This window comes from Paenibacillus sp. YN15 (assembly GCF_003285005.1).
Classification (GTDB): domain Bacteria; phylum Bacillota; class Bacilli; order Paenibacillales; family NBRC-103111; genus Paenibacillus_AR.
On sequence record NZ_QMFA01000005.1, the window covers coordinates 213,989 to 232,427 of the forward strand.

General features: G+C 55.8%; 13 protein-coding genes. 4 read left to right on the plus strand and 9 right to left on the minus strand.

Annotated features, from left to right (window positions below):
* Nucleotides 1-79 precede the first annotated feature (79 nt).
* The gene (locus DQG13_RS06735; RefSeq protein WP_113018979.1) at nt 80-550 is read right to left on the minus strand and encodes a pyridoxamine 5'-phosphate oxidase family protein; all 471 of its coding nucleotides are present in this window, start codon (nt 548-550) and stop codon (nt 80-82) included.
* Between the two features lie 481 nt (nt 551-1,031).
* Here DQG13_RS06735 and DQG13_RS06740 point away from each other — a divergent pair, with 481 nt between their 5' ends.
* The 3 genes from DQG13_RS06740 to DQG13_RS06750 are packed head-to-tail and all read left to right on the plus strand — an operon-like array spanning nt 1,032 to nt 6,344.
* The gene (locus DQG13_RS06740) at nt 1,032-2,378 is read left to right on the plus strand and encodes an S-layer homology domain-containing protein (RefSeq protein WP_181592624.1); all 1,347 of its coding nucleotides are present in this window, start codon (nt 1,032-1,034) and stop codon (nt 2,376-2,378) included.
* 35 nt (nt 2,379-2,413) lie between these two features.
* Nucleotides 2,414-4,063 carry an urease accessory protein UreH domain-containing protein gene (locus DQG13_RS06745; protein WP_113018981.1) on the plus strand — a complete coding sequence of 550 codons (1,650 nt, stop codon included), beginning with the start codon at nt 2,414-2,416 and terminating at the stop codon, nt 4,061-4,063.
* Between the two features lie 7 nt (nt 4,064-4,070).
* The gene (locus DQG13_RS06750) at nt 4,071-6,344 is read left to right on the plus strand and encodes a heavy metal translocating P-type ATPase (protein ID WP_113018982.1); all 2,274 of its coding nucleotides are present in this window, start codon (nt 4,071-4,073) and stop codon (nt 6,342-6,344) included.
* A 109-nt stretch (nt 6,345-6,453) separates the two neighbouring features.
* Here the strand turns inward: DQG13_RS06750 and DQG13_RS06755 are convergent, their stop codons facing one another.
* The 5 genes from DQG13_RS06755 to DQG13_RS06780 all read right to left on the minus strand — a co-directional run bounded on the left by DQG13_RS06755 (nt 6,454) and on the right by DQG13_RS06780 (nt 13,029).
* Complete coding sequence (locus DQG13_RS06755) at nt 6,454-8,301, minus strand: methyl-accepting chemotaxis protein (RefSeq protein WP_181592625.1); 1,848 nt, start codon at nt 8,299-8,301, stop codon at nt 6,454-6,456.
* A 172-nt stretch (nt 8,302-8,473) separates the two neighbouring features.
* A complete protein-coding gene (locus DQG13_RS06760; RefSeq protein ID WP_113018984.1) occupies nt 8,474-10,036 on the minus strand; it encodes an AAA family ATPase in 1,563 nt (520 codons plus the stop codon).
* Between the two features lies 1 nt (nt 10,037).
* Nucleotides 10,038-10,610 (minus strand): hypothetical protein, encoded by a 573-nt coding sequence (locus tag DQG13_RS06765; RefSeq protein ID WP_113018985.1) that lies wholly within the window; start codon nt 10,608-10,610, stop codon nt 10,038-10,040.
* 219 nt (nt 10,611-10,829) lie between these two features.
* Entirely contained in the window at nt 10,830-12,548 is a 1,719-nt protein-coding gene (locus DQG13_RS06775) for a hypothetical protein (protein ID WP_113018987.1), read from the minus strand.
* Nucleotides 12,538-13,029 (minus strand): hypothetical protein, encoded by a 492-nt coding sequence (locus DQG13_RS06780; RefSeq protein WP_113018988.1) that lies wholly within the window; start codon nt 13,027-13,029, stop codon nt 12,538-12,540. The genes DQG13_RS06775 and DQG13_RS06780 overlap by 11 nt, the downstream gene beginning before the upstream one ends.
* A gap of 301 nt (nt 13,030-13,330) precedes the next feature.
* Here DQG13_RS06780 and DQG13_RS06785 point away from each other — a divergent pair, with 301 nt between their 5' ends.
* The gene (locus DQG13_RS06785) at nt 13,331-15,331 is read left to right on the plus strand and encodes a glycoside hydrolase family 15 protein (protein ID WP_113018989.1); all 2,001 of its coding nucleotides are present in this window, start codon (nt 13,331-13,333) and stop codon (nt 15,329-15,331) included.
* 401 nt (nt 15,332-15,732) lie between these two features.
* Here DQG13_RS06785 and DQG13_RS06790 read toward each other — a convergent pair whose 3' ends face one another.
* The 3 genes from DQG13_RS06790 to DQG13_RS06800 form a co-directional block, all read right to left on the minus strand.
* Nucleotides 15,733-16,062 carry a glycine cleavage system H family protein gene (locus DQG13_RS06790; protein WP_113018990.1) on the minus strand — a complete coding sequence of 110 codons (330 nt, stop codon included), beginning with the start codon at nt 16,060-16,062 and terminating at the stop codon, nt 15,733-15,735.
* A gap of 310 nt (nt 16,063-16,372) precedes the next feature.
* Nucleotides 16,373-17,362, minus strand: a complete 990-nt coding sequence (lplA, locus tag DQG13_RS06795) for a lipoate--protein ligase (RefSeq protein WP_113018991.1) — start codon at nt 17,360-17,362, stop codon at nt 16,373-16,375.
* 222 nt (nt 17,363-17,584) lie between these two features.
* On the minus strand, nt 17,585-18,133 hold the full coding sequence (locus tag DQG13_RS06800; RefSeq protein ID WP_113018992.1) for a peroxiredoxin: 549 nt from the start codon (nt 18,131-18,133) through the stop codon (nt 17,585-17,587).
* Nucleotides 18,134-18,439: the final 306 nt, after the last annotated feature.

Consider the following 18,439-nt stretch of genomic DNA (forward strand, 5'->3'; position numbering starts at 1 on the left):
CTTACTTTCTTCCTGTCAGGTTCGTCAATAAGCTGACCCATAGTGTCACGGTACTGTCACAAGTGCCCATTCCATCCTTTTACTTGAATGTTTCGGCAGGCCGCAAAACCACTTCCTCCCCCGTCAGCCCCTTGGACAAATCCAGAAGCTTTACCTTGCGGGGCTCCAGCTTCAAGATGACGTTGCCCTCCAGCTCCCCCTTCTCCGCCCTTTCCTTGAACCGGGGGCTTTTGGCGCTGAGCAGCGCGACGGCTTTTTCATACTCGGCTCCGCATTTGCTGCATACTTTGGATACAGTCCCGGTCAAGGTTACGTTGCGGAAACGGGGAAGCTCTTGCCCCTCATGCTGGAACAATAGGGTGGCTTGGGGATTATGCTCCAGCTGCTCCACCTTGCCGCTGATCTTGGAGGTGGACAGGTAAACGGTCAGCCCGTCGCTGGCGAAGCCTCCCAGGGTGCGCAGCGCCGGCCCCCCCTCCGGCGTAACCGTGGCCAGAATTACCCTTTTGGTTTCTGCAATGTAAGCCTCTGCTTCCTTCAATACACTCATGCTTCATTCCTCCCAAAATAAGTTTAATAGCCAAATACATATAATACCCATAAAGTTAGTATGATTTTACTGCCCGCCATCTGGGCTGTCAATGAATCTTCCGCCGATTTGCGGCCATTATCTCCCTTGTTCACTATATCTCCATATCTTCCCATAAGGAGTACCCGCCTCTTCCTCCATTATAAAAAGTATAGGATCTATACCTTTATTCGCCCTTCCCGCTTCTGTTTCCCATGCTGATCCGGCTGCCTATTTTACACAAATTCACACTATTTTCACTTATTTCTGAAGCGGAGGGACTGTTAAAGACCAAACAAGTATGCTAAAGTGTCTTCCATAACCAATATCCCATTAAACAGGTATGATAAATGAGACATTTGTTGACTGGTCAACCAGAAACAAAGCATCCTGCGGGAGGCTTTGTTTTTTTGCTTTCTGCGGCCTGGTCCGCGTACACATGGAGATAAAGGCGGTGTTTGTGATGAAGCATATCAACAGAAAAACAGCGGTTATTGCCGCAGCCGTAGCTGCGTCGTTGCTGGCGGCGGGAGCGGGTGATTCATACGCCGACGGGATTTATGCCACCCCCGCGGATTACAGCGGACATTGGGCCGAGCAGCTTGCGGTTCCGGCCATTCGGGAGGGGCTCCTCCAGGGATACGAAAACGGGCTGTACGGCCCTGACCGGGCGATCACCCGCGCTGAACTGGCTGTGCTGCTGGCTCGGGTCCTGCCTTCGGGGACGGCGGCGGCAGCGCTGCCCAAGGATGCAGCGGACGGAAGCTGGTATGCCGAAGCCGTCCGGCAGATAACAGCGGCAGGTTTGCTGACAACCGATGAAGAGGGGCGCTTCCGTCCCGGCGCTCCGGTCACCCGTCTGGACGCAGCTATGGTATTGGGCCGGCTTTTGGGCTGGAGTGAAGGAGACGGTGCATGGCCGGAAGCGATTGTTGACCGTGAAGCGGCACCGGATCAGGCGGGCGGACGATGGCTGGCTCAGGCCGCAGCCGGAGGGTACATCGCCGCTTCATCGGAGGGCTACATTCTGCCTTACCGGCCGTGGACCCGTTCGGAGGCGCTGTACGCGTTGCTGAAAGCCAGAGGAACAGCGGCGGAGGGAGTGCGCCCCGCAGCCTTCGCCGCCGTGCAAACGCTGGAAGGAGTTGTCCGCGATACAGGGTCCGGCTTTACGCTCACAGCAGCGCAGGCATTCCAGGGAACTGTCACGGAATCGGTGTATGCCTTGAGCTCCGGCAAATCCCTTGCGGGAACCAAAGCCGCCGCCGGAACAGACGGGCTGGCAGTGAAAATCACAGGCGTCAACGGAGTGGTTCCGCCCCCGGACCGTCTGGTCGTGGACAGCATCAGCCTTCAGGCGGCATCGGCAAGCCCGGACAAGCTGGAGGGCTTTCTTCTGGAAGGCCATCACAGCACCGCCTCCTCTCCGCCGGACCATAAGAAGCTCTGCCTTCTGATGCCGGATTGCGCCGCCTCCGGCTTTGGCGTCAGCGTGCTTCAGGAGGACGGCTCCTACATCTATTACAAGTTCGATGAAACCGGCCACAGGCTGGCGGTAATCCTGCTGGACAGCATTGCAGCCGCCGATCATGTGGGCATCCGCGTGGAGGGGCATATTGCCGGTGATGTGATCCATGTGTCCCGGTTGAGCCAGGCAAGCGGAGTCCTCGAAGCGGTGGGGGAAGCCTCCGGCAGCTCCTCAACGGAGACTCATGAGCAGGCCGCGGAAGCGCACGGGCACCCTGCTCAAGGACATGATCACTCTGCACCAGAGCACAGCCATGACGCCGCAGGGGGACATAATTCATAAGGTTTTGTTGCTTTAGAACAAGGAGAGATCAACCGATGCTGCTGCATACACTGCTTTTGGCCTTTGCCCAACGGGTTGGACTGCCGGATATTTCCCAACTGCCCCCGGGAGCAGGCTTGGGCCTCATTTTCACCGCTGGGCTGCTCACCTCCTTTCACTGCGCAGCCATGTGCGGGGGCATTGCCCTGGCCCAAACCGCCGCCCCCGGAACCCGGCAGGGACTGCTGGCCCGGCTGAAGCCTTCGTTTCCCTACCACGCCGGAAGAATCCTGTCCTACTCCGCCATCGGCGCTTTAGCCGGCGGGTTGGGCCAGGTCATCCGCCTCCCCGGCGTTTTCAAGGGCGCGATTCCGGTGTTGGGCGGATTGTTCATGATTATCATGGGCATCAATCTGCTGGGCGTTTGGAGGTTCTTGCGCAAATTAAACCTGCGGATGCCCGGCTTTGCCGCCCGGAGGCTGCTGTCCGGCATCTCCAGGCCGGGGCCCCTGGCCGTAGGCCTGCTCAGCGGACTGATGCCCTGCGGACCGCTGCAAATTATGCAGCTCTATGCACTGGCCTCGGGCAGCGCGTGGCATGGCTTCGCGTCCCTGCTGGTGTTTTCCCTGGGGACGGCTCCCATGCTGCTGCTGTTCAGCTCCATCCACGCCGTAACGGGAAAAAGCTTCACCAACGCCGTAACCCGTTTCAGCGCAGTCATTGTCATCGTCTTGGGGGCCGCGATGCTGGCCCGGGGTTTGGCATTGTCGGGCATTGCCGCGGCTCCGTCTGCGGCGGCATGGAACACGGCAGGCATTGCCGTAATTGCGCAGGACAGCAAAGTGCAAACCGTGCGGACTGTCCTGGACCCGGACAGCCGGGACAGCTACCCGCCCATCGTGGTGCAAAAGGGGATACCCGTGCAGTGGATTTTTTCAGCGGAAAAGGAAGCCCTGGATACCTGCAACGAGTCGCTGGTGCTTCCGGCCTTTCACGTGGAGCAGAGGCTGGTTCCCGGAGACAATATAATCCGGTTTACCCCCGGCGAAGCAGGGGAGTTTGTTTATACCTGCTGGATGGGTATGATCAAAAGCCGCATCCAGGTGGTGGACGATCTGGCCGCTTATCGGGCCGGTTCTGCCGTTTCTCCCCGCCCCCCGGCGGCAGCCGCAGCAAGCCCGTCAGCTCCACCGGACGCAATAAGCGCAGCGGTTCCGGCCGGCACGCAGAGCCCAAGCCCGGAGGCTTCGCTGCTTCCGCTTGCTTCCCCCGGAAACGGCCAAAGCGCAGCGGAGCCGCTGCCTCCTTCCCCGGCTGGCCCCAAGGCTTCCGCCGTCACACCGGCCCCGGCAGCCGAAGCTCCCGCCGCCGCACCGCCTGCTTCACCTGCGGCGGTCCCTTTCCTGCCGCCTTCCGGCGATCCGGGCCCCCCGGTCCAGACTGTGGTAACAACCGTCAGCCCCAACGGCTATACCCCCGTCACGGTCCAGAAGGGCATCCCGGTCAAGTGGATCATCCGGGCCAAGGCGGAGGATTTGAACGAGTGCAACAATGCCCTGACTGCGCCAGCTTTCGGGCTGGAGGCCAAGCTTGAGGCCGGGGACACCATTCTGGAATTTACTCCTTCCGAAGCAGGGGAGTTCACCTTTTCCTGCTGGATGGAGATGATCAAAAGCACCATTACTGTGGTGGAACAAGGAGGCTGAACACAGTATGGCAGTAGCCAAAGTGCATATTCACGGCATGACCTGCTCCCTCTGTTCCATTACCATTGAGGCGGCCCTCCGGAAGCAAAAGGGCATAAGCGGCACCTCTGTGAGCTACGCCTCGGAAAAAGCCATCGTCCACTACGATGAGGCCCATTCCAGCGTGGCCGACATTCTGAAAACCATTGAGGCCGCCGGGTTCGGCGCAACGGTACAGGGAGAGGGCAGCGACCCGGAGGCGGGAGGACGCAAGGAACTGCGCAAGCTTAGGAACCGTCTGCTGCTCTCCGCGCTGCTGAGCCTGCCGCTGTTTGTCTCCATGCTGCTGGGCGGGCTGGGCTTTTGCCATGATGCCATATACGGGGCCGACACGGTCACGGCCTTTTCCGCCTTTTTGAACCAGATACGGATCAAAACCCAGTTTTTGCATGACTGGAAATTCCAAATGGCTCTGGCAACACCCGTCCAATTTCTCGTCGGCTTCCGCTTCTACAAGCAGGCCTTCAACAGTCTGAGGGCCGGCAAAGCGGGCATGGATCTTCTGGTGGTGGTAGGCACCACGGCGGCATACGCTTACAGCGTCCGCACCTCTCTGGCGGAGGAGCAGCTGATCATTGCCGGGATGCGCAACATCTATTTTGAGGCTTCGGCGGTAATTATCACCCTTGTTCTGCTGGGCAAATATCTGGAGAGTGTAGCCAAGGGGAGAACCTCCCGGGCTATCCGCAGCCTAATGGATCTGGAGGCCAAGAAGGCGCGGATTATCCGCGACGGCCAGGAGAGCGAGGTTCCTGTCCGGGAGGTCCGCCAGGGAGATCTGGTGGTGGTCCGGCCGGGGGAAAAAATCCCCGTGGACGGCGTCATTACGGAAGGCCGCTCCACCGTGGACGAATCCATGCTCACCGGAGAAAGCGTCCCCGTCTCCAAGGAGCCGCAGGACACCGTAATCGGCGCATCCATTAACGGAAACGGCAGCTTCACCTACAGGGCCACCAAGGTGGGAGAGGACTCCTTTTTGGCCCGGATTGTGCGGATTACGGAGGAGGCGCAAAACAGCAAAGCCCCGATCCAAAAAATCGCCGACAGTGTATCCGGCTATTTTGTTCCCATCGTGCTGCTGATAGCCGCAGCCACCTTTTTGATATGGTATGGATATATTTATGAATGGCAGGTCTTTTTTCTGAGCGACGCCCTGATCCATGCCGTGGCCGTCCTTGTGGTTTCCTGTCCCTGCGCGCTGGGACTGGCCACCCCCACCGCCATTATGGCGGGTATGGGCAAGGGCGCCCAGAAGGGCATTCTCATCCGCAACGGCGAGCAATTGGAGCGGGCCGGCAAAATCACCGATGTGGTCATGGACAAAACCGGCACCCTGACCTCGGGCAAGCCGGAGCTGACCGGCATTCTTCCCGTTTCCGGCGAAACACGGACGGCCGACCGGCTGCTGCTGCTGGCCGCCGTTGCCGAAAAGCGCTCGGAGCATCCCTTGGGTAAGGCGATTGTAGATGCGGCAGAGAGGAAGTGGGAGTCTCCCCTTCCCGATCCGGAGGAATTCCAGGCGGTGCCGGGTAAGGGCGTGTCGGCGCGGATTGCCGGAGCCCCCGTTCTGATTGGGTCCAAAGCCTTTTTGCAGGAATGGCATGCCGATTTGTCCGCCATCGAAGCTCTGGAGCAGCAGCTCCGTCCGGAGGCCGGAAGAACGGTGGTCCTGCTGGCGGAAGCGGGCCGGGCCATTGCCGCCTTCAGCCTGGGCGACCGGCTGCGGGACAGCGCCGCCCCTACGGTAGCCCAGCTTTCCGCCATGGGTATTACGGTCCATCTGCTTACCGGCGACAACCGGGCGGCGGCCGAGGAAGCCGCACGGCAAACCGGCATTGCCAATGTGCTGGCAGAGGTGCTGCCGGAGCGGAAAGCGGAAGTGGTCCGCAGCCTGCGGAGCAAGGGGCGGCTGGTGGCCATGGTGGGAGACGGCATTAACGATGCCCCGGCCCTGGCCTCGGCTGACATAGGCATTGCCATTGGCTCCGGTACAGATGTGGCGGTGGAGACGGGAGATATTGTGCTGCTGCAGGACGATCTGGCAGCCATTCCCGAAGCCATCCGCCTCTCCGCCAAAACCATGCTGATCATCAAGGAGAATCTGTTCTGGGCCTTCATCTACAATCTGGCCGCCATTCCCTTCGCCGCAGCGGGTTATCTCAATCCGGTGGTAGCTGCCGCAGCCATGGGCCTAAGCTCGGTGTCCGTGCTGCTGAACTCCCTGCGGCTGAAAAAGGGTTGAAGCCCCCCTTACAGCTGGTCCAGATATGCGCAAGCGAAAGCCCGCCTGGGCGCGTTCCGGCAATTTGACCTGGACGCGCCCGGCGGGCTTCTTTCTGGGAGAGACGATTCTACAACGTAAATTCGCCCATAGCCTGGCTTAAAGTCTTGGACTCCTCTTCCAGCCGTTCGGAATAACGGCGGATTTCCTTCATGGCGGAGACGGTTTCCCCGGCTTGCTCCGCAGCCTTCTTCGAGCGGTCGAAGCTGAGATCGGCGATACCCTTCAGCCCCTCGGCCTGGCTGACAATCTCCTCCGAACCGGCAAAGGCCTCCTCCACCGCCGCCGACAGATCCGTCATCAGCGCCGATACGGAATCCACCTCGGCGGCAATCTCCTTGAACATGGCCCCGGCCTCCAGTGCCGACTTCATGCCCGCTTCGGCGCCCTGGGCATTGCGGCGCATCTGGTCTGCCGCCTGCTGGGTCCCTCGACGCAGCAGCTTCACGGCATCCGCCGCCCGCTCCGAGGACTCCTTGGCCTCCTCCGCCAGCTTGCGCACCTCCTCCGCCACCACTGCGAAGCCTCTTCCGTGCTCTCCGGCCCGCGCCGCTTCAATGGAAGCGTTCAGCGCCAGCAGATTGGTCTGGCTGGAGATTTCCTTGATCAGCCCGGCAATCTCCGAAATTCGGGCCGCCTCCTTATCCAGCTGCGACATCTGCTCCGCTGCCTCTTGCACATCGCGGCATACCGTCTCCATCTCCGCCATGGCCCGTTCGATGACCTGAAGCCCCAGCCCCGCCTGCTCCGCCGACCGGGTGGAGGCGGAAGCAGCCGATTCGCCGGATGCGGCCGTCATCCGGATGGCTGCCGCCATTTCCTGCAGGATGCCGGTCATTTGGGCTACCTGGATGCTTTGGGTTCGGGCCCCCTCATCGGTTTCGTGCACCGCCTGGGAAATGGCCAAACCTGCCGACTCCGTGCGCACCGCCTGGTCCAGCAGCACCCGGGAGGATTGCTCTACCACCATGGAGGAATCCGCCAGCCGGTGGATCAGCCCCTTCAGAGATTCCAGCATCCGGTCCACGGAGCCGCCCAGTTCGCCCAGCTCATCCTTACGGGTAAATCCCAGCGGCTCCACCCGCAGATCCCCTGCCGCCACCTGCTCCGCAACCCGGGCAATCCGCCGGATGGGAATGGACAGCTGCCGGGAGATTCCCCAGCCCAATGCCGCCGACAGCACTACCGCCGCCCCGGCCAGCAGCAGAATACTCCGGGAAGCACTCTTGGCGCTTGCCTCCACTTGGAGAGTGGCCTCCTTGGCCATTTCCGTGCTGTATGCGGTCAGCTCCTGAATGGCTTCAGCCAGCTTGGCCAGCTGCTCCTGCCCTGCCTGGAAAGGAGGCGTCCCCTCACCCTCAGCGCCGCCCGGTCCACCCTGCATCTGCCCTGCCAATCCGGCCGCCCCACCGACGGCTGCACCTGCCTGCGCTTGCCCCGCCGGGGTTTGTCCGCCCGCTCCTCCCACTCCGCCTGCTCCCGGTTGGCCGCCCGCGCCCCTGCTGGCCATTTCCTGCAGAACCGGCACCATGTCCTGGGTATATTGAGTAAGCGCTGCCTCAATCGTTGTCAGAAGCTCCCGGGATTTGGCGTCCAAATCCGTCTGCTTGATGGTGTCCAGAAGTCCCGTCAGCTCCTCCCGCTGATTTTCCATGGCAGCCGCAATTTGCTTCTGGCTGTCCTCCGCCGATGCCCCCGAATACTGCATCAGCCCCTTCTCCATCCCGCTGCTGGCGTTTTGCAGCTGAATCAGCGTGGCGATGGGCACCACCGTATTTTCATACATGGCATTCATATCCCGGGCCGCCACATGCAGCTTTTGGAATCCGATTCCTCCTGTCAAAAGCAGCATGACAATCATCAGCCCCGCCAGCACCCCCATTTTCTGCGATGTCTTCCGGTTGGCAAACCAATTCATATTCCGCCGCCTCCTGTATGTATCCCTGCTAATGTATTCCATGGACCAAGCATACGGCGCAAACATGAACAGAAACTGAAGCCAAGCTTAAAGGTTGCTGAAAGGGGTTTATATGCTTCAAAAACAAAAAAAGGATCTGCGTATCCGCAAATCCTTCCAAACCTGCCTCCGTTTATACAATAACATTCCGGAAGCCTCTTTTTCTTTGACCTTGGTCCAAATCTATTCCTGCTTCTTCAAATGCTTTCCCCGCGGGAACAGCTCTTTCCTTGCCCCACGTGCGGATTTGGTGGATTTGTTCGGGACTTGTCTGAGATAAAGGCACAACATTTTCAAAATAGCGGATGAAGGTTTCATCCGTAATGCTGTCATCCCCTTTTACCACAGCCTGCTTCACCACATCCCTCACCGCCGCTTCCAGGTCAGCTCCGGCAAAGCCGTCTGAAATACGCACCAGCCGCTCCATAAGCGAAGTGTCCAATTCTCTCTTCAAGCCTTTGCGCACATAAATGCGGATGATTTCCTCCCGTTCTTTTGCCGTTGGCAAGTCAACAAAAAACAGCTCATCAAACCGCCCCCGTCTCAACAGCTCGGGAGGAAGCTTGGAGACATCGTTGGCCGTCGCCACCACAAAAACTCTGGCCAAGCTCTCCTGCAGCCAAAAAAGAAACTGCCCTACCATTCGTGTAGAGGTTCCGCCGTCTCCCGACCCTAGCGCTCCCGCGAGCCCCTTCTCGATTTCATCAATCCACAGCACACAAGGGGCTACATGATCGGCTGTAGACAAAGCCTCCTTCAGCCTCGACTCGCTCTGCCCTAAATATTGTCCCTGTATAGTAGACAAGTCAAGACGATATAAGGGAAGCTGCCACGCGGACGCAATCGCTTTGGCCGACAAGGATTTGCCGCAGCCCGGAACCCCTACCAGCAAGATGCCGCGGGGAGGCCGAATTCCCCGTTCCCTCAGATCCGCAGTCAATAACTGTTCATTGGCATCCAGCCACTTCTTCAGCCCGTCCAACCCGCCTACCTGGTAATCCTCGCGTACCTGAACCCGTTCAATTCCCGATATATCTGAAAAGATGCGGTCTTTGGCAAAGGTAATTTCCTTTAAGTCCTCATTTTTGATGGAACCATTGGCCAGGAGGGTGGCAATTACATTCTCCGCCTCAATCTGGCTGATGCCGGCAAGCACGGCTGCAGCCTGCTTTTCTTCCTGCTGGCCCCATTCAATCAGCATTTCGCCCCGGTAAGGGGTAATTTGATCCCGAATAATTTCCAGCATTTCATCCTCGTTGGGGGGATCTAGAACAACTGACATGCCATGACGCTGCAAGGGTCCCCATACTGCCTTGTTGGTGATGACAACCACACTGCCGCCTGTATCTGTGGACATGGCGGCAATATCCTGAAATTGCCGCGCAGTAGCCGTGTCATCTTCAATATCCTGAACCTCCGTGAATATAAACGTGAGGTTCTGCTGCTGTCCGATTTTTTGGCCCGCATAATCCAATCCGCCCATTACGGAACGATCATCATTGGCTGTCCGGTTGTTCACAATATCCCTTGTTCCCTGGGAAATGGTATGATAGAAAACTGGAATATTCAGCTTATTGGCCAACTGCTCCATAATAAGAAGCGCTCTGGCCCGCTCGGGGGTACGGATGGATATGAACGGAATTCTCGCCTTTAGGTAACGCTCCAATGTCTCTTTGCACACACTCATATCGCTCATATTACAATAGCACCCTTCTCCTCTTGTTGTTTGTTTTATCCGAAGGATTTTGTCCAGCATTGGGAACCGCTTTTTGTGAAACTGCACCTTGAGCATCTTTGCAAGCCAGCCCTTGTTCTGCAGCCTCTTCCTCATAACGCAGGAGAGAATTATTTCGAATGATCATTTTCAAGTGCCCTGAACGGTCAGCATCGGCGCTTTTCTCCAGGGATTCCTGAGTGTCTTCCACATAGGAGCTGAGGGTGCTCTTGAGCGCTTCTCTGACATCTTCCGGAAATGCCTGCAGAGCTGCAAGCCGATACAAAACAGCAAAGCGTTTACGGGCATGCAGCATGGCCCGGACGGTTTCCGCTTGGTCTGACAGGCGTTCAAACTCCTTGTTCATTAATGTGCTGACTTTTTTTAACCGCAACTCCAACAGCCGGTACATATGCTCCGTCATTTTCCTGTCAATTCCGGTGCTCCATTCGATGCTGCCTTTTTCCATTGCAGCGAGAACAGCTTCATCCTCCTGCTCTGCGGCAAAAAGATCAAAGCACTCAACCCAATCGGCATATGTAGTGGGAATTTTCATTTGAACCGGGCGCTCCTTCTCCGGACCAATTGGACAGGCGGCACAAGATCCCATTGAGGAAACTGGCCTGCCAAGGCCTCATTGGTGTTGATTCGTTTCATTTCGCTTTCTTCCGCTGCCGGCGCTCCTGCGGAATGCTCCGAACCTGATTCCGCTGTCCGTTTCCTTTGGACAAACATTGAACTCCCCTTATTTTCATCCATGCCAGCAACTCCTTTTCTACAATACTCTTCTGGCTGTATCAAAATTTGCAAAAGCATACTGATCCGGCTCAATAGCGCCCAGAAGCTCCGTAACTTTGGCTGCTTTGCCGTCTTCCGAAGCATACTCCCGGCGCCAATCCACTGCATCGGAAAGAACCGCTCTCAAAATTTCCTGACAATGGGCAAGCAATTTTGCATAATCCTCCACAAGCTGTTCCTTCGCTTTGCGGAGACGGAACCAATTCACAGTAAAATATACGACTCCGGCAATTGTTCCGGCGAATAATATGGGAACAGCAAAAGCTGCCGGGATAGCGAGAATTCCTAGCGCCAGGCCTAACCAATGCCAAAACGAAAGCCTCATGGAGGACAATTCCGCATTCTTGCGTTTTTCCATATGGGCAGAGAGATCTTCCATCAGTTCCTGCTCGTTATCGCCATTTTTTGTTATCCCGGACCAGCTGTCAATCTCTATATGAATATCCGGCGGCACCTTCATCCGGTTATCAAGCGTCATGTCATCGTGAGCTTGCCTGATCCAATCCTTGGAAAGGGCAATGGCATATTTTTGCGAGGCCAAGGTGGAATGAGATACCTCCGGATTCATGGCAAAGTTGGTCAGCAGTTGGGTAAAGCTGATTTTCTCCTCCAGCGCTTTTTCGGCATTAAAACGAATTTGCGCTGTATTGCGGTCTCCCTGCTCCTCAATAATAAGCGTTTGCAGCCTCTCTTCCTTACGTAACGGCAATTCTTCGCTATCAAACTGGGTTACCAGGGTGTCAAGAAGAGCATCCACGGCAATGGCAATACTGGCATGGGGAGTAATCTGCCGGTTCAGGATGTTCGAGAAATAATCGTGAATCGTATTATGCAGCTTGGCTCCCTTCAGGGATTCCTCCAATTGAGGCCAGGTTTGGCTGTACTGGCGAAGATAGGGATAAGCCTCTTCATCCAGCTTCTTGATCTTGGCTTCCATGGCCACCCGCCACTGCTTGCTCTGCTCCTCCACAAAGCCTGCCTGCTCGGACAACTCCTCAATCCAAGCGTCAATTCTTTTATCAATCTGGATACGGGACTCCGGGCCAAAAATGCCATTGGTGAAGCCGTCAATAAGAATAACCACTTCCCGTTCCAGCTCATAAGGGTCCTGCAATCCGAAATAGCGGTCCAGCCATTGGCGGCTGGCCTTATAACGGGCGCCACGCCGGGTCACAAGCGCAAAAAACAGGGAGGTTTTCTCATCATCCCGCTTCAGGGCTTCCATCATTGCCCGGTCTGCCAAGTCTTTATTGTCATTCAGCCATGCAGCCAGAGCAATCAGGCAAGGAGCCAGCCAGTAGCGCGGGGCCGCCAGCATTAACTCTTCCGTGGCATTCTCAATGGTTTCCTTCTTCACAAGCCGCACATCCACCGCTTGCAGAATACCGGTCACTCTGCGCCTTACTTCATCATAGTGGCCATAAGTGGATTTAATTTCCTGGCGGATTTTGACGATTCTGGTTTCGGCAAGCTGAAGTTCTTTGAACAGCATATCCTTGCGCACAAAATCATGGAACTCCTTCGTCAAAGCATCCAGCTTCTGTTGGGTTCCCGTTACCTCCTGATGAACCACCTGCACATTATTGTCAACCACACTGACTTGGTGGGAAACCCCCAATAATTCAACCTGCAGTCCGTTCAGACTGGATTCAATTCTGCTTAAATCCGCATGGTGGATAATCCGCTCATTGGACATAGTACGCCCCCTTGGTGTAAGCTACCGAACCATCATTGGAGATAGCGCAAATACAATTGGTATAAACCTCGATATGGGCATATTGGGGAATCATGGCCACCATCCGGGCTTTTTCCATACCATTGGGCAGTGGGTTGCCCCGCTTATAATGCTGTACAATTCCAAACAGCATATCCAAAGTGTGGACTTCATAAGGTGCGCCCAAATAACATCTGGCTACCAAACCCAATAAACGTTGTGAGGGTGTCAGATCGGAAAACTCCTTTTCCATTGCGGCAACCAGTTCTTTGACCATAGACGGATCACAAACCGCACCTGCGGCATCCAGTTTGACCATGGTATCCATGTAGGCTGGCGAACGTTTCTGTTTAAGCCTCTTCTCCAATGCCGCTTCGCTTAGTTGGGCAGTGCTCTGCGGCGTGATATCCGCTTTTATGTGTGTGGAGGTTTTCGTCTGATTGTTTAATATAGGCCTGCGCAATACATCTCTCTCCCTTTCTATTTAATGCAAGTGCTTTGGGTATAAAGTTGGAATAATAGCTCTTAAGATCTTTTCGACGAAAAAACATAAATCCCTCCTTTTTCCTGAAAAACCGACATTTCCTCTTATCCGTCTCCACTTGAACCATTTGTTTCCACCAGGAACCTGCAACCTCTCTTGCCCATAAGATAAAAAGGGACCTTGCAGCCCAGTCTCAAAAAATTTTCTAACGGCTTCCGGTTTTTTCTTGCAATTTTTGCCCATCATTGTAATAGTAGATTCATAGAAGGGAAGTGATGACATGCCTCGACATTATTCGATTGGCAACGGTAATTTTCTGATCAATTTGGATAACCATTCTTTTATCCGCGATATCTACTATCCGTTTGTGGGCCAGCTCAATCACGTGGGGGGCTACCAATGCCGGGTCGGCATGTGGGTGGACGGCAGCTTCGCCTGGCTTTCCGATGCGGGGTGGTCATTCCGGCACGCCTATGAAGAGGATTCTCTGATTACCAACCTGCAAGCCGCACACAGCGGTCTGGGCATAACGCTAACCATCAATGACGGCGTCCACCAGCGGGAGGCCATATATATCAAACGGATCGTCATCAAGAACGAGCTGGAGACGGATCGGGAGGTCCGCTTCTTTTTCCAGCAGGATATGATGATCAATGAAACAGAGGTTGGCGACACCGCCGCCTATTACCCGTCCAACAATACCCTGTTCCATTACAAAAAAGACCGCTACTTCATGTTCAACGGCTCCACGGGAACGGAGGGCATCTATCAATACACCACCGGAGTCAAACGGTTCCATTCGGCTGAAGGCACCTGGCGGGACGCGGAGGATGGCGTGCTTAGCGGCAACGGGATTTCCCAGGGCTCCGTGGACAGCACCATCAGCTTCCGGCTCACCGTTCCGGCCAAGGGGGAAGCCACCCTCTATTACTGGATGAGCATCGGCAAGAATCTGGAGGAAGTCAAAAAGCTGGACAAATACGTCAAGGACAGCCAACCCGGCAAGCTGTTGGACCGGGTAAAAATCTACTGGCAGCGCTGGGTCAACAAGTCGGAGCGCAACTACGGGGATTTGCCCCAGGATGTTATCAAGCTGTTCAAGCACAGCCTGCTTATCGTGCGGACCCAAACGGACGTCAATGGAGCCATTGTCGCCGCCAATGACACGGATATTCTCCAGCACAACCGGGATCATTACAGCTACATGTGGCCGCGGGACGGCGCGCTGGTGGCCTATGCCATGTCCATGGCCGGCTATTCCGGCATGGTGGCCCCCTTCTTCAAATTCTGCTCCGACGCCCTGACCCCGGACGGCTTCCTGCACCACAAATACAATCCGGACGGCACGGTGGGCTCCAGCTGGCATCCGTATATCTATGAAGGGGCCACCCGCCTGCCCATCCAGGAGGATGAAACGGCGCTGGTGCTGTTTGCCCTGTGGCAGGACTTCGCCAAACACGGCAATATCGAGCTGTCCCAGTCCCTGTTCCGGACGCTGATCCGCCGGGCGGCCCGGTTTCTGGCCGCCTTCATCGACCCGGAGCTGGGGCTTCCCCAACCCAGCTATGATCTGTGGGAGGAGCGGTACGGCATCTTTACCTTCACCTGCTCCGCCGTATACGGCGGCCTTGTGGCGGCCTCCAATTTCTGCAGCCTGTTCGGCGATGATGACCGCAGCAGCCGGTTCCTGCAGGCAGCCATGAATATCCGCTCCGCCATGCTGGAGCATCTGTGGGATGAGGACCTGGGCCGTTTTGTGCGGGGACTGTATCTGGAGGATGGGCAATGGGTGAAGGATACCACCCTGGAATCCAGCATCTACGGTATCTTCGAATTCGGCGTGCTGCCGGCAGACGACCCTTGTGTGGTCCGGACCATGACCGCCATCAAGGAGGGGTTATCCGCCAAAACCTCCGTAGGCGGCATCGCCCGGTATTACCATGACTACTACTTCCAGCGCAGCTCCAACATTGAGCTGGTGCCGGGCAATCCGTGGATCATCTGCACCTTGTGGACAGCGGAATGGGAAATCGAGATGGCCAAAAGCTTAAGCGATCTGGAGACACCGCGGCGCACCCTGGAATGGGTGGTGTCCCATGCCATGGAAAGCGGCATTCTGCCGGAGCAGCTGGACCCCTTCGACGGTAGCCCGGTATCTGTGGCTCCGTTAACCTGGTCCCATGCCACCTTCATTCTCACTGTCGTCAAATATTCCACGAAGTACAGGCAGCTCAGCGCCATCCAGGACCCGGCTGCCTCCCGCGTACCCGGCTTTATGTAAGGCGGGCGTAGGCTGGGTATATATGGAAGGCCGGATGCGGCCCGCTCCATGCCAAAAAAGCCAGGCGGAGGATTTCTTCCGCTTGGCTTTGCTTTTTCCCAACTCCCCCCCTTTGCCTCCGGGGTTTTCCCGCCTTTTCCCCATCTGCCTCTCCTCATCTTGATGTAAGCGCCAAACATTGTTCGCTATTCTTCCGCGCAGCCCTAAAAAACCAAAATAGCATACATAAAATGTACGCTATTTGCTCCAATTCTCCTGAAAACGGCCTTCCCGAACGGCTTAGCATACATTTTATGTTCCTTATTCCAGTCGAAGTGGCCGATTTGCACCAATAGCATACATTTGTTGTCCGCTATCACCATTCGGGGGAAGTGGTTTCCCGCGGCCAGAGAGACGATCCTTCAGACCCCCTCCTGCTCCTCTACCTCCATCAGCCAGCAGCGGTCCACGGGCTGATAATGCAGAAGCCCGGGATTTTTCTCCACCAGCCCATTTACCAGCACCACCTTCCCGGAAACGGGAGGGGGAAGCTCAATCTCTCCCGCCAGCGTCTCAATCAAGAGGCAAGGATGCCCCTCCAGGATATGATCACCCTCCACCGGCAGCTCCACATGGACGATCAGGCCGCATTCATCTGCGGCGTCCTCGGTCAAACCTACGGCCGTTTTACCGCCTGCCAGCTTTTTGGTCCAGAGCCAGGAAGACGGGCCGATGCGAATCTCATTGAACATGGGATTTCCCCTTTACGGATCAAATTTGCTCTTTTTCAGTCATGATCGGCATAGTTGGCCCAAAAGCCTGCTGATCTTCCATCCCGCGCCCAAGCGGGGCAGTGCCGCAAAGCTTCATCTTCCTTCATTTTACCTCTCCAGTTCGCCGTTCAAAAGCATGATATCGCTTTCATTTTGACATATATTTGACTTTCTTCCGGGAAAGCTCATGCAGGGGCCGGAATACTTTCAGGCTTCGGACTGCTTCCCCCCGCACACAAAAAAGACACCGGAGGGTAATCCGATGCCTTTTTTACCCCTATACAGGAAACTAAAACATCAATCCCAGCCACTGCTCCCGGGTAATAGGGCCGAAATAGCGGGACAGCTCCACATCCTCCAGCAGCTTCTCCACTGCGCCCTCCTCATACCGGACGCCACGCAGCCTGTCCGCAAATTCGGCCGCATCCTCCGCTCCGAAGAAGTCGCCGTAAATAGCGGCGCCGGCAATGACGCCTCCGGCTACATCCAGCCTGACATCGAAGGTGCCAACCCCCTCCAGTCTGCCGGTTTTGCGGATGTTGAAGGCAGGAGACTTGCCATAGTTCCAATCCCAGCTTCTATAGCGCTCATCGGCCAGCTGCCGCACAGCCGCCCAGTCTGCTTCGGAGAGTGTATATTCGGGAATATCCTCTCCTCCGAAAATCGACACCAGCAGCTTCCGCTTGAACTCCTCCATGGTTATGGGCTCTGCCAGGAACTCCGAGATATTGGCCACCCGGCTGCGAATGGACTTGACGCCCTTGGACTTGATCTTGTCCAGACTCACATTCAGGGCCGCCACCACATTCTCGATTTCCGAGGCAAGCATCAGAGTGCCGTGGCTGAACATCCGCCCCTTGGTAACAAACTGGGCATTGCCGGAAATCTTCCGTTCCCCCACTTGTATATCATTGCGGCCCGTCAATTGGGCATCGACTCCAAGGGAATGGAGCGCCTGCACCACCGGCTCCGTAAACTTGCGGAAATTGTGGAAGGATTGTCCGTCATCATTGGTGATGAAGCTGAAATTCAGATTCCCCAGGTCATGATACACCGCTCCGCCGCCGGACAGCCGCCTTACCACATGAATGCCATGCTCTTTTACATAAGCCGCGTTGATCTCTTCTACCGTATTTTGGTTTTTGCCAATAATGATGGAGGGTTCGTTAATATAGAAAAGCAGGAAGTCCTCTCCGGTGCGGATTTGCTTTAACGCATATTCCTCCAGGGCCAGATTGACCGCAGGATCGGTAATACCCTTATTGTCGATGAATAACATGGAAAGCCTCCCTACTGGCAAATTTTTTGTGAGCTTACTTCCGCCATACAGCGGCATACTTCTTCTTGCAGTTATCCCTCCTATCTCTTCCATTATATAAGAATAGGCAAATATTTGGCCACCAAACCCATACCTGCTCCTATTCCGAAAAAAAGCCCCGCCGCAAAGGGAAATCCCGCGCGACGGAGCTGCTGTGTGTCTTTTCTGGCAAAAACCGCCGAATCAGTTGGTTACCAGGTGCTTGTCGCCCTTCTTCCAGCCTACCGGGCAAAGTCCGCCGGATTGCAGAGCTTCCAGCACACGAAGGGTTTCCTCCACGCTGCGGCCCACATTGTTATGGTGAACCACTTGGTATTGAAGCTCGCCTTCCGGATTGATGATGAACAGGCCGCGCAGTGCAATGCCTTCCTCCTCAATATAAACGCCGTAATCCTTGGATACCGACTTGGTGATGTCGGAGGCCAGCGGGAAGTTCAGCTTGCCCAGGCCATTGGCGGATTGCGGAGTGTTGATCCATGCTTTGTGGGTATGTACGCTGTCGATGCTGACGCCCAGAATTTCGGTGTCCAGCTCTTCAAACTTGGACGCCGCGTCAGAGATGGCGGTAATTTCCGTGGGACATACAAAGGTGAAATCCAGCGGATAGAAAAACAGAACCAGCCATTTGCCCTTATAGTCGGACAGGGATACCTTGCCGAAGCCGTCACCGTTGCCATTGGCGGTCTCCATTGTAAAATCCGGTGCTGCCTTGCCTACCAAACGTTCTGCCATTATAAAAAACCTCCTGATAATATGGGATGATTATGGTGAAAGCCCCGCTGCAAAAAGCGCGGCTCTTCGGGCGATAACCGCATGAATCGTATCGGAAATGCCGTATTTAACATTTTACAAATAAAATCCTAACACTCAATAAATAGAAAGTCAATTCAAGTATCTATTATTTATTAGTAGTAAATTTAAATATTCTGTGAACATGCTCAGAGGCTGCAACGGGATGAGAGGGCTTCGAGTCCGGCGGCAAGGGAGGCGGCAGATGCCTTCGGAAGAGCGTAACGGAACTGAGCGACTCTTAAAGTA

Bases quoted from the DNA above. Each gene is read 5' to 3' on its own strand.
- DQG13_RS06735 (WP_113018979.1), bottom strand. From the start codon at position 550: ATGAGTGTATTGAAGGAAGCAGAGGCTTACATTGCAGAAACCAAAAGG.
- DQG13_RS06740 (WP_181592624.1), top strand. From the start codon at position 1,032: ATGAAGCATATCAACAGAAAAACAGCGGTTATTGCCGCAGCCGTAGCT.
- DQG13_RS06745 (WP_113018981.1), top strand. From the start codon at position 2,414: ATGCTGCTGCATACACTGCTTTTGGCCTTTGCCCAACGGGTTGGACTG.
- DQG13_RS06750 (WP_113018982.1), top strand. From the start codon at position 4,071: ATGGCAGTAGCCAAAGTGCATATTCACGGCATGACCTGCTCCCTCTGT.
- DQG13_RS06755 (WP_181592625.1), bottom strand. From the start codon at position 8,301: ATGAATTGGTTTGCCAACCGGAAGACATCGCAGAAAATGGGGGTGCTG.
- DQG13_RS06760 (WP_113018984.1), bottom strand. From the start codon at position 10,036: ATGAGCGATATGAGTGTGTGCAAAGAGACATTGGAGCGTTACCTAAAG.
- DQG13_RS06765 (WP_113018985.1), bottom strand. From the start codon at position 10,610: ATGAAAATTCCCACTACATATGCCGATTGGGTTGAGTGCTTTGATCTT.
- DQG13_RS06775 (WP_113018987.1), bottom strand. From the start codon at position 12,548: ATGTCCAATGAGCGGATTATCCACCATGCGGATTTAAGCAGAATTGAA.
- DQG13_RS06785 (WP_113018989.1), top strand. From the start codon at position 13,331: ATGCCTCGACATTATTCGATTGGCAACGGTAATTTTCTGATCAATTTG.
- DQG13_RS06790 (WP_113018990.1), bottom strand. From the start codon at position 16,062: ATGTTCAATGAGATTCGCATCGGCCCGTCTTCCTGGCTCTGGACCAAA.
- lplA (WP_113018991.1), bottom strand. From the start codon at position 17,362: ATGTTATTCATCGACAATAAGGGTATTACCGATCCTGCGGTCAATCTG.
- DQG13_RS06800 (WP_113018992.1), bottom strand. From the start codon at position 18,133: ATGGCAGAACGTTTGGTAGGCAAGGCAGCACCGGATTTTACAATGGAG.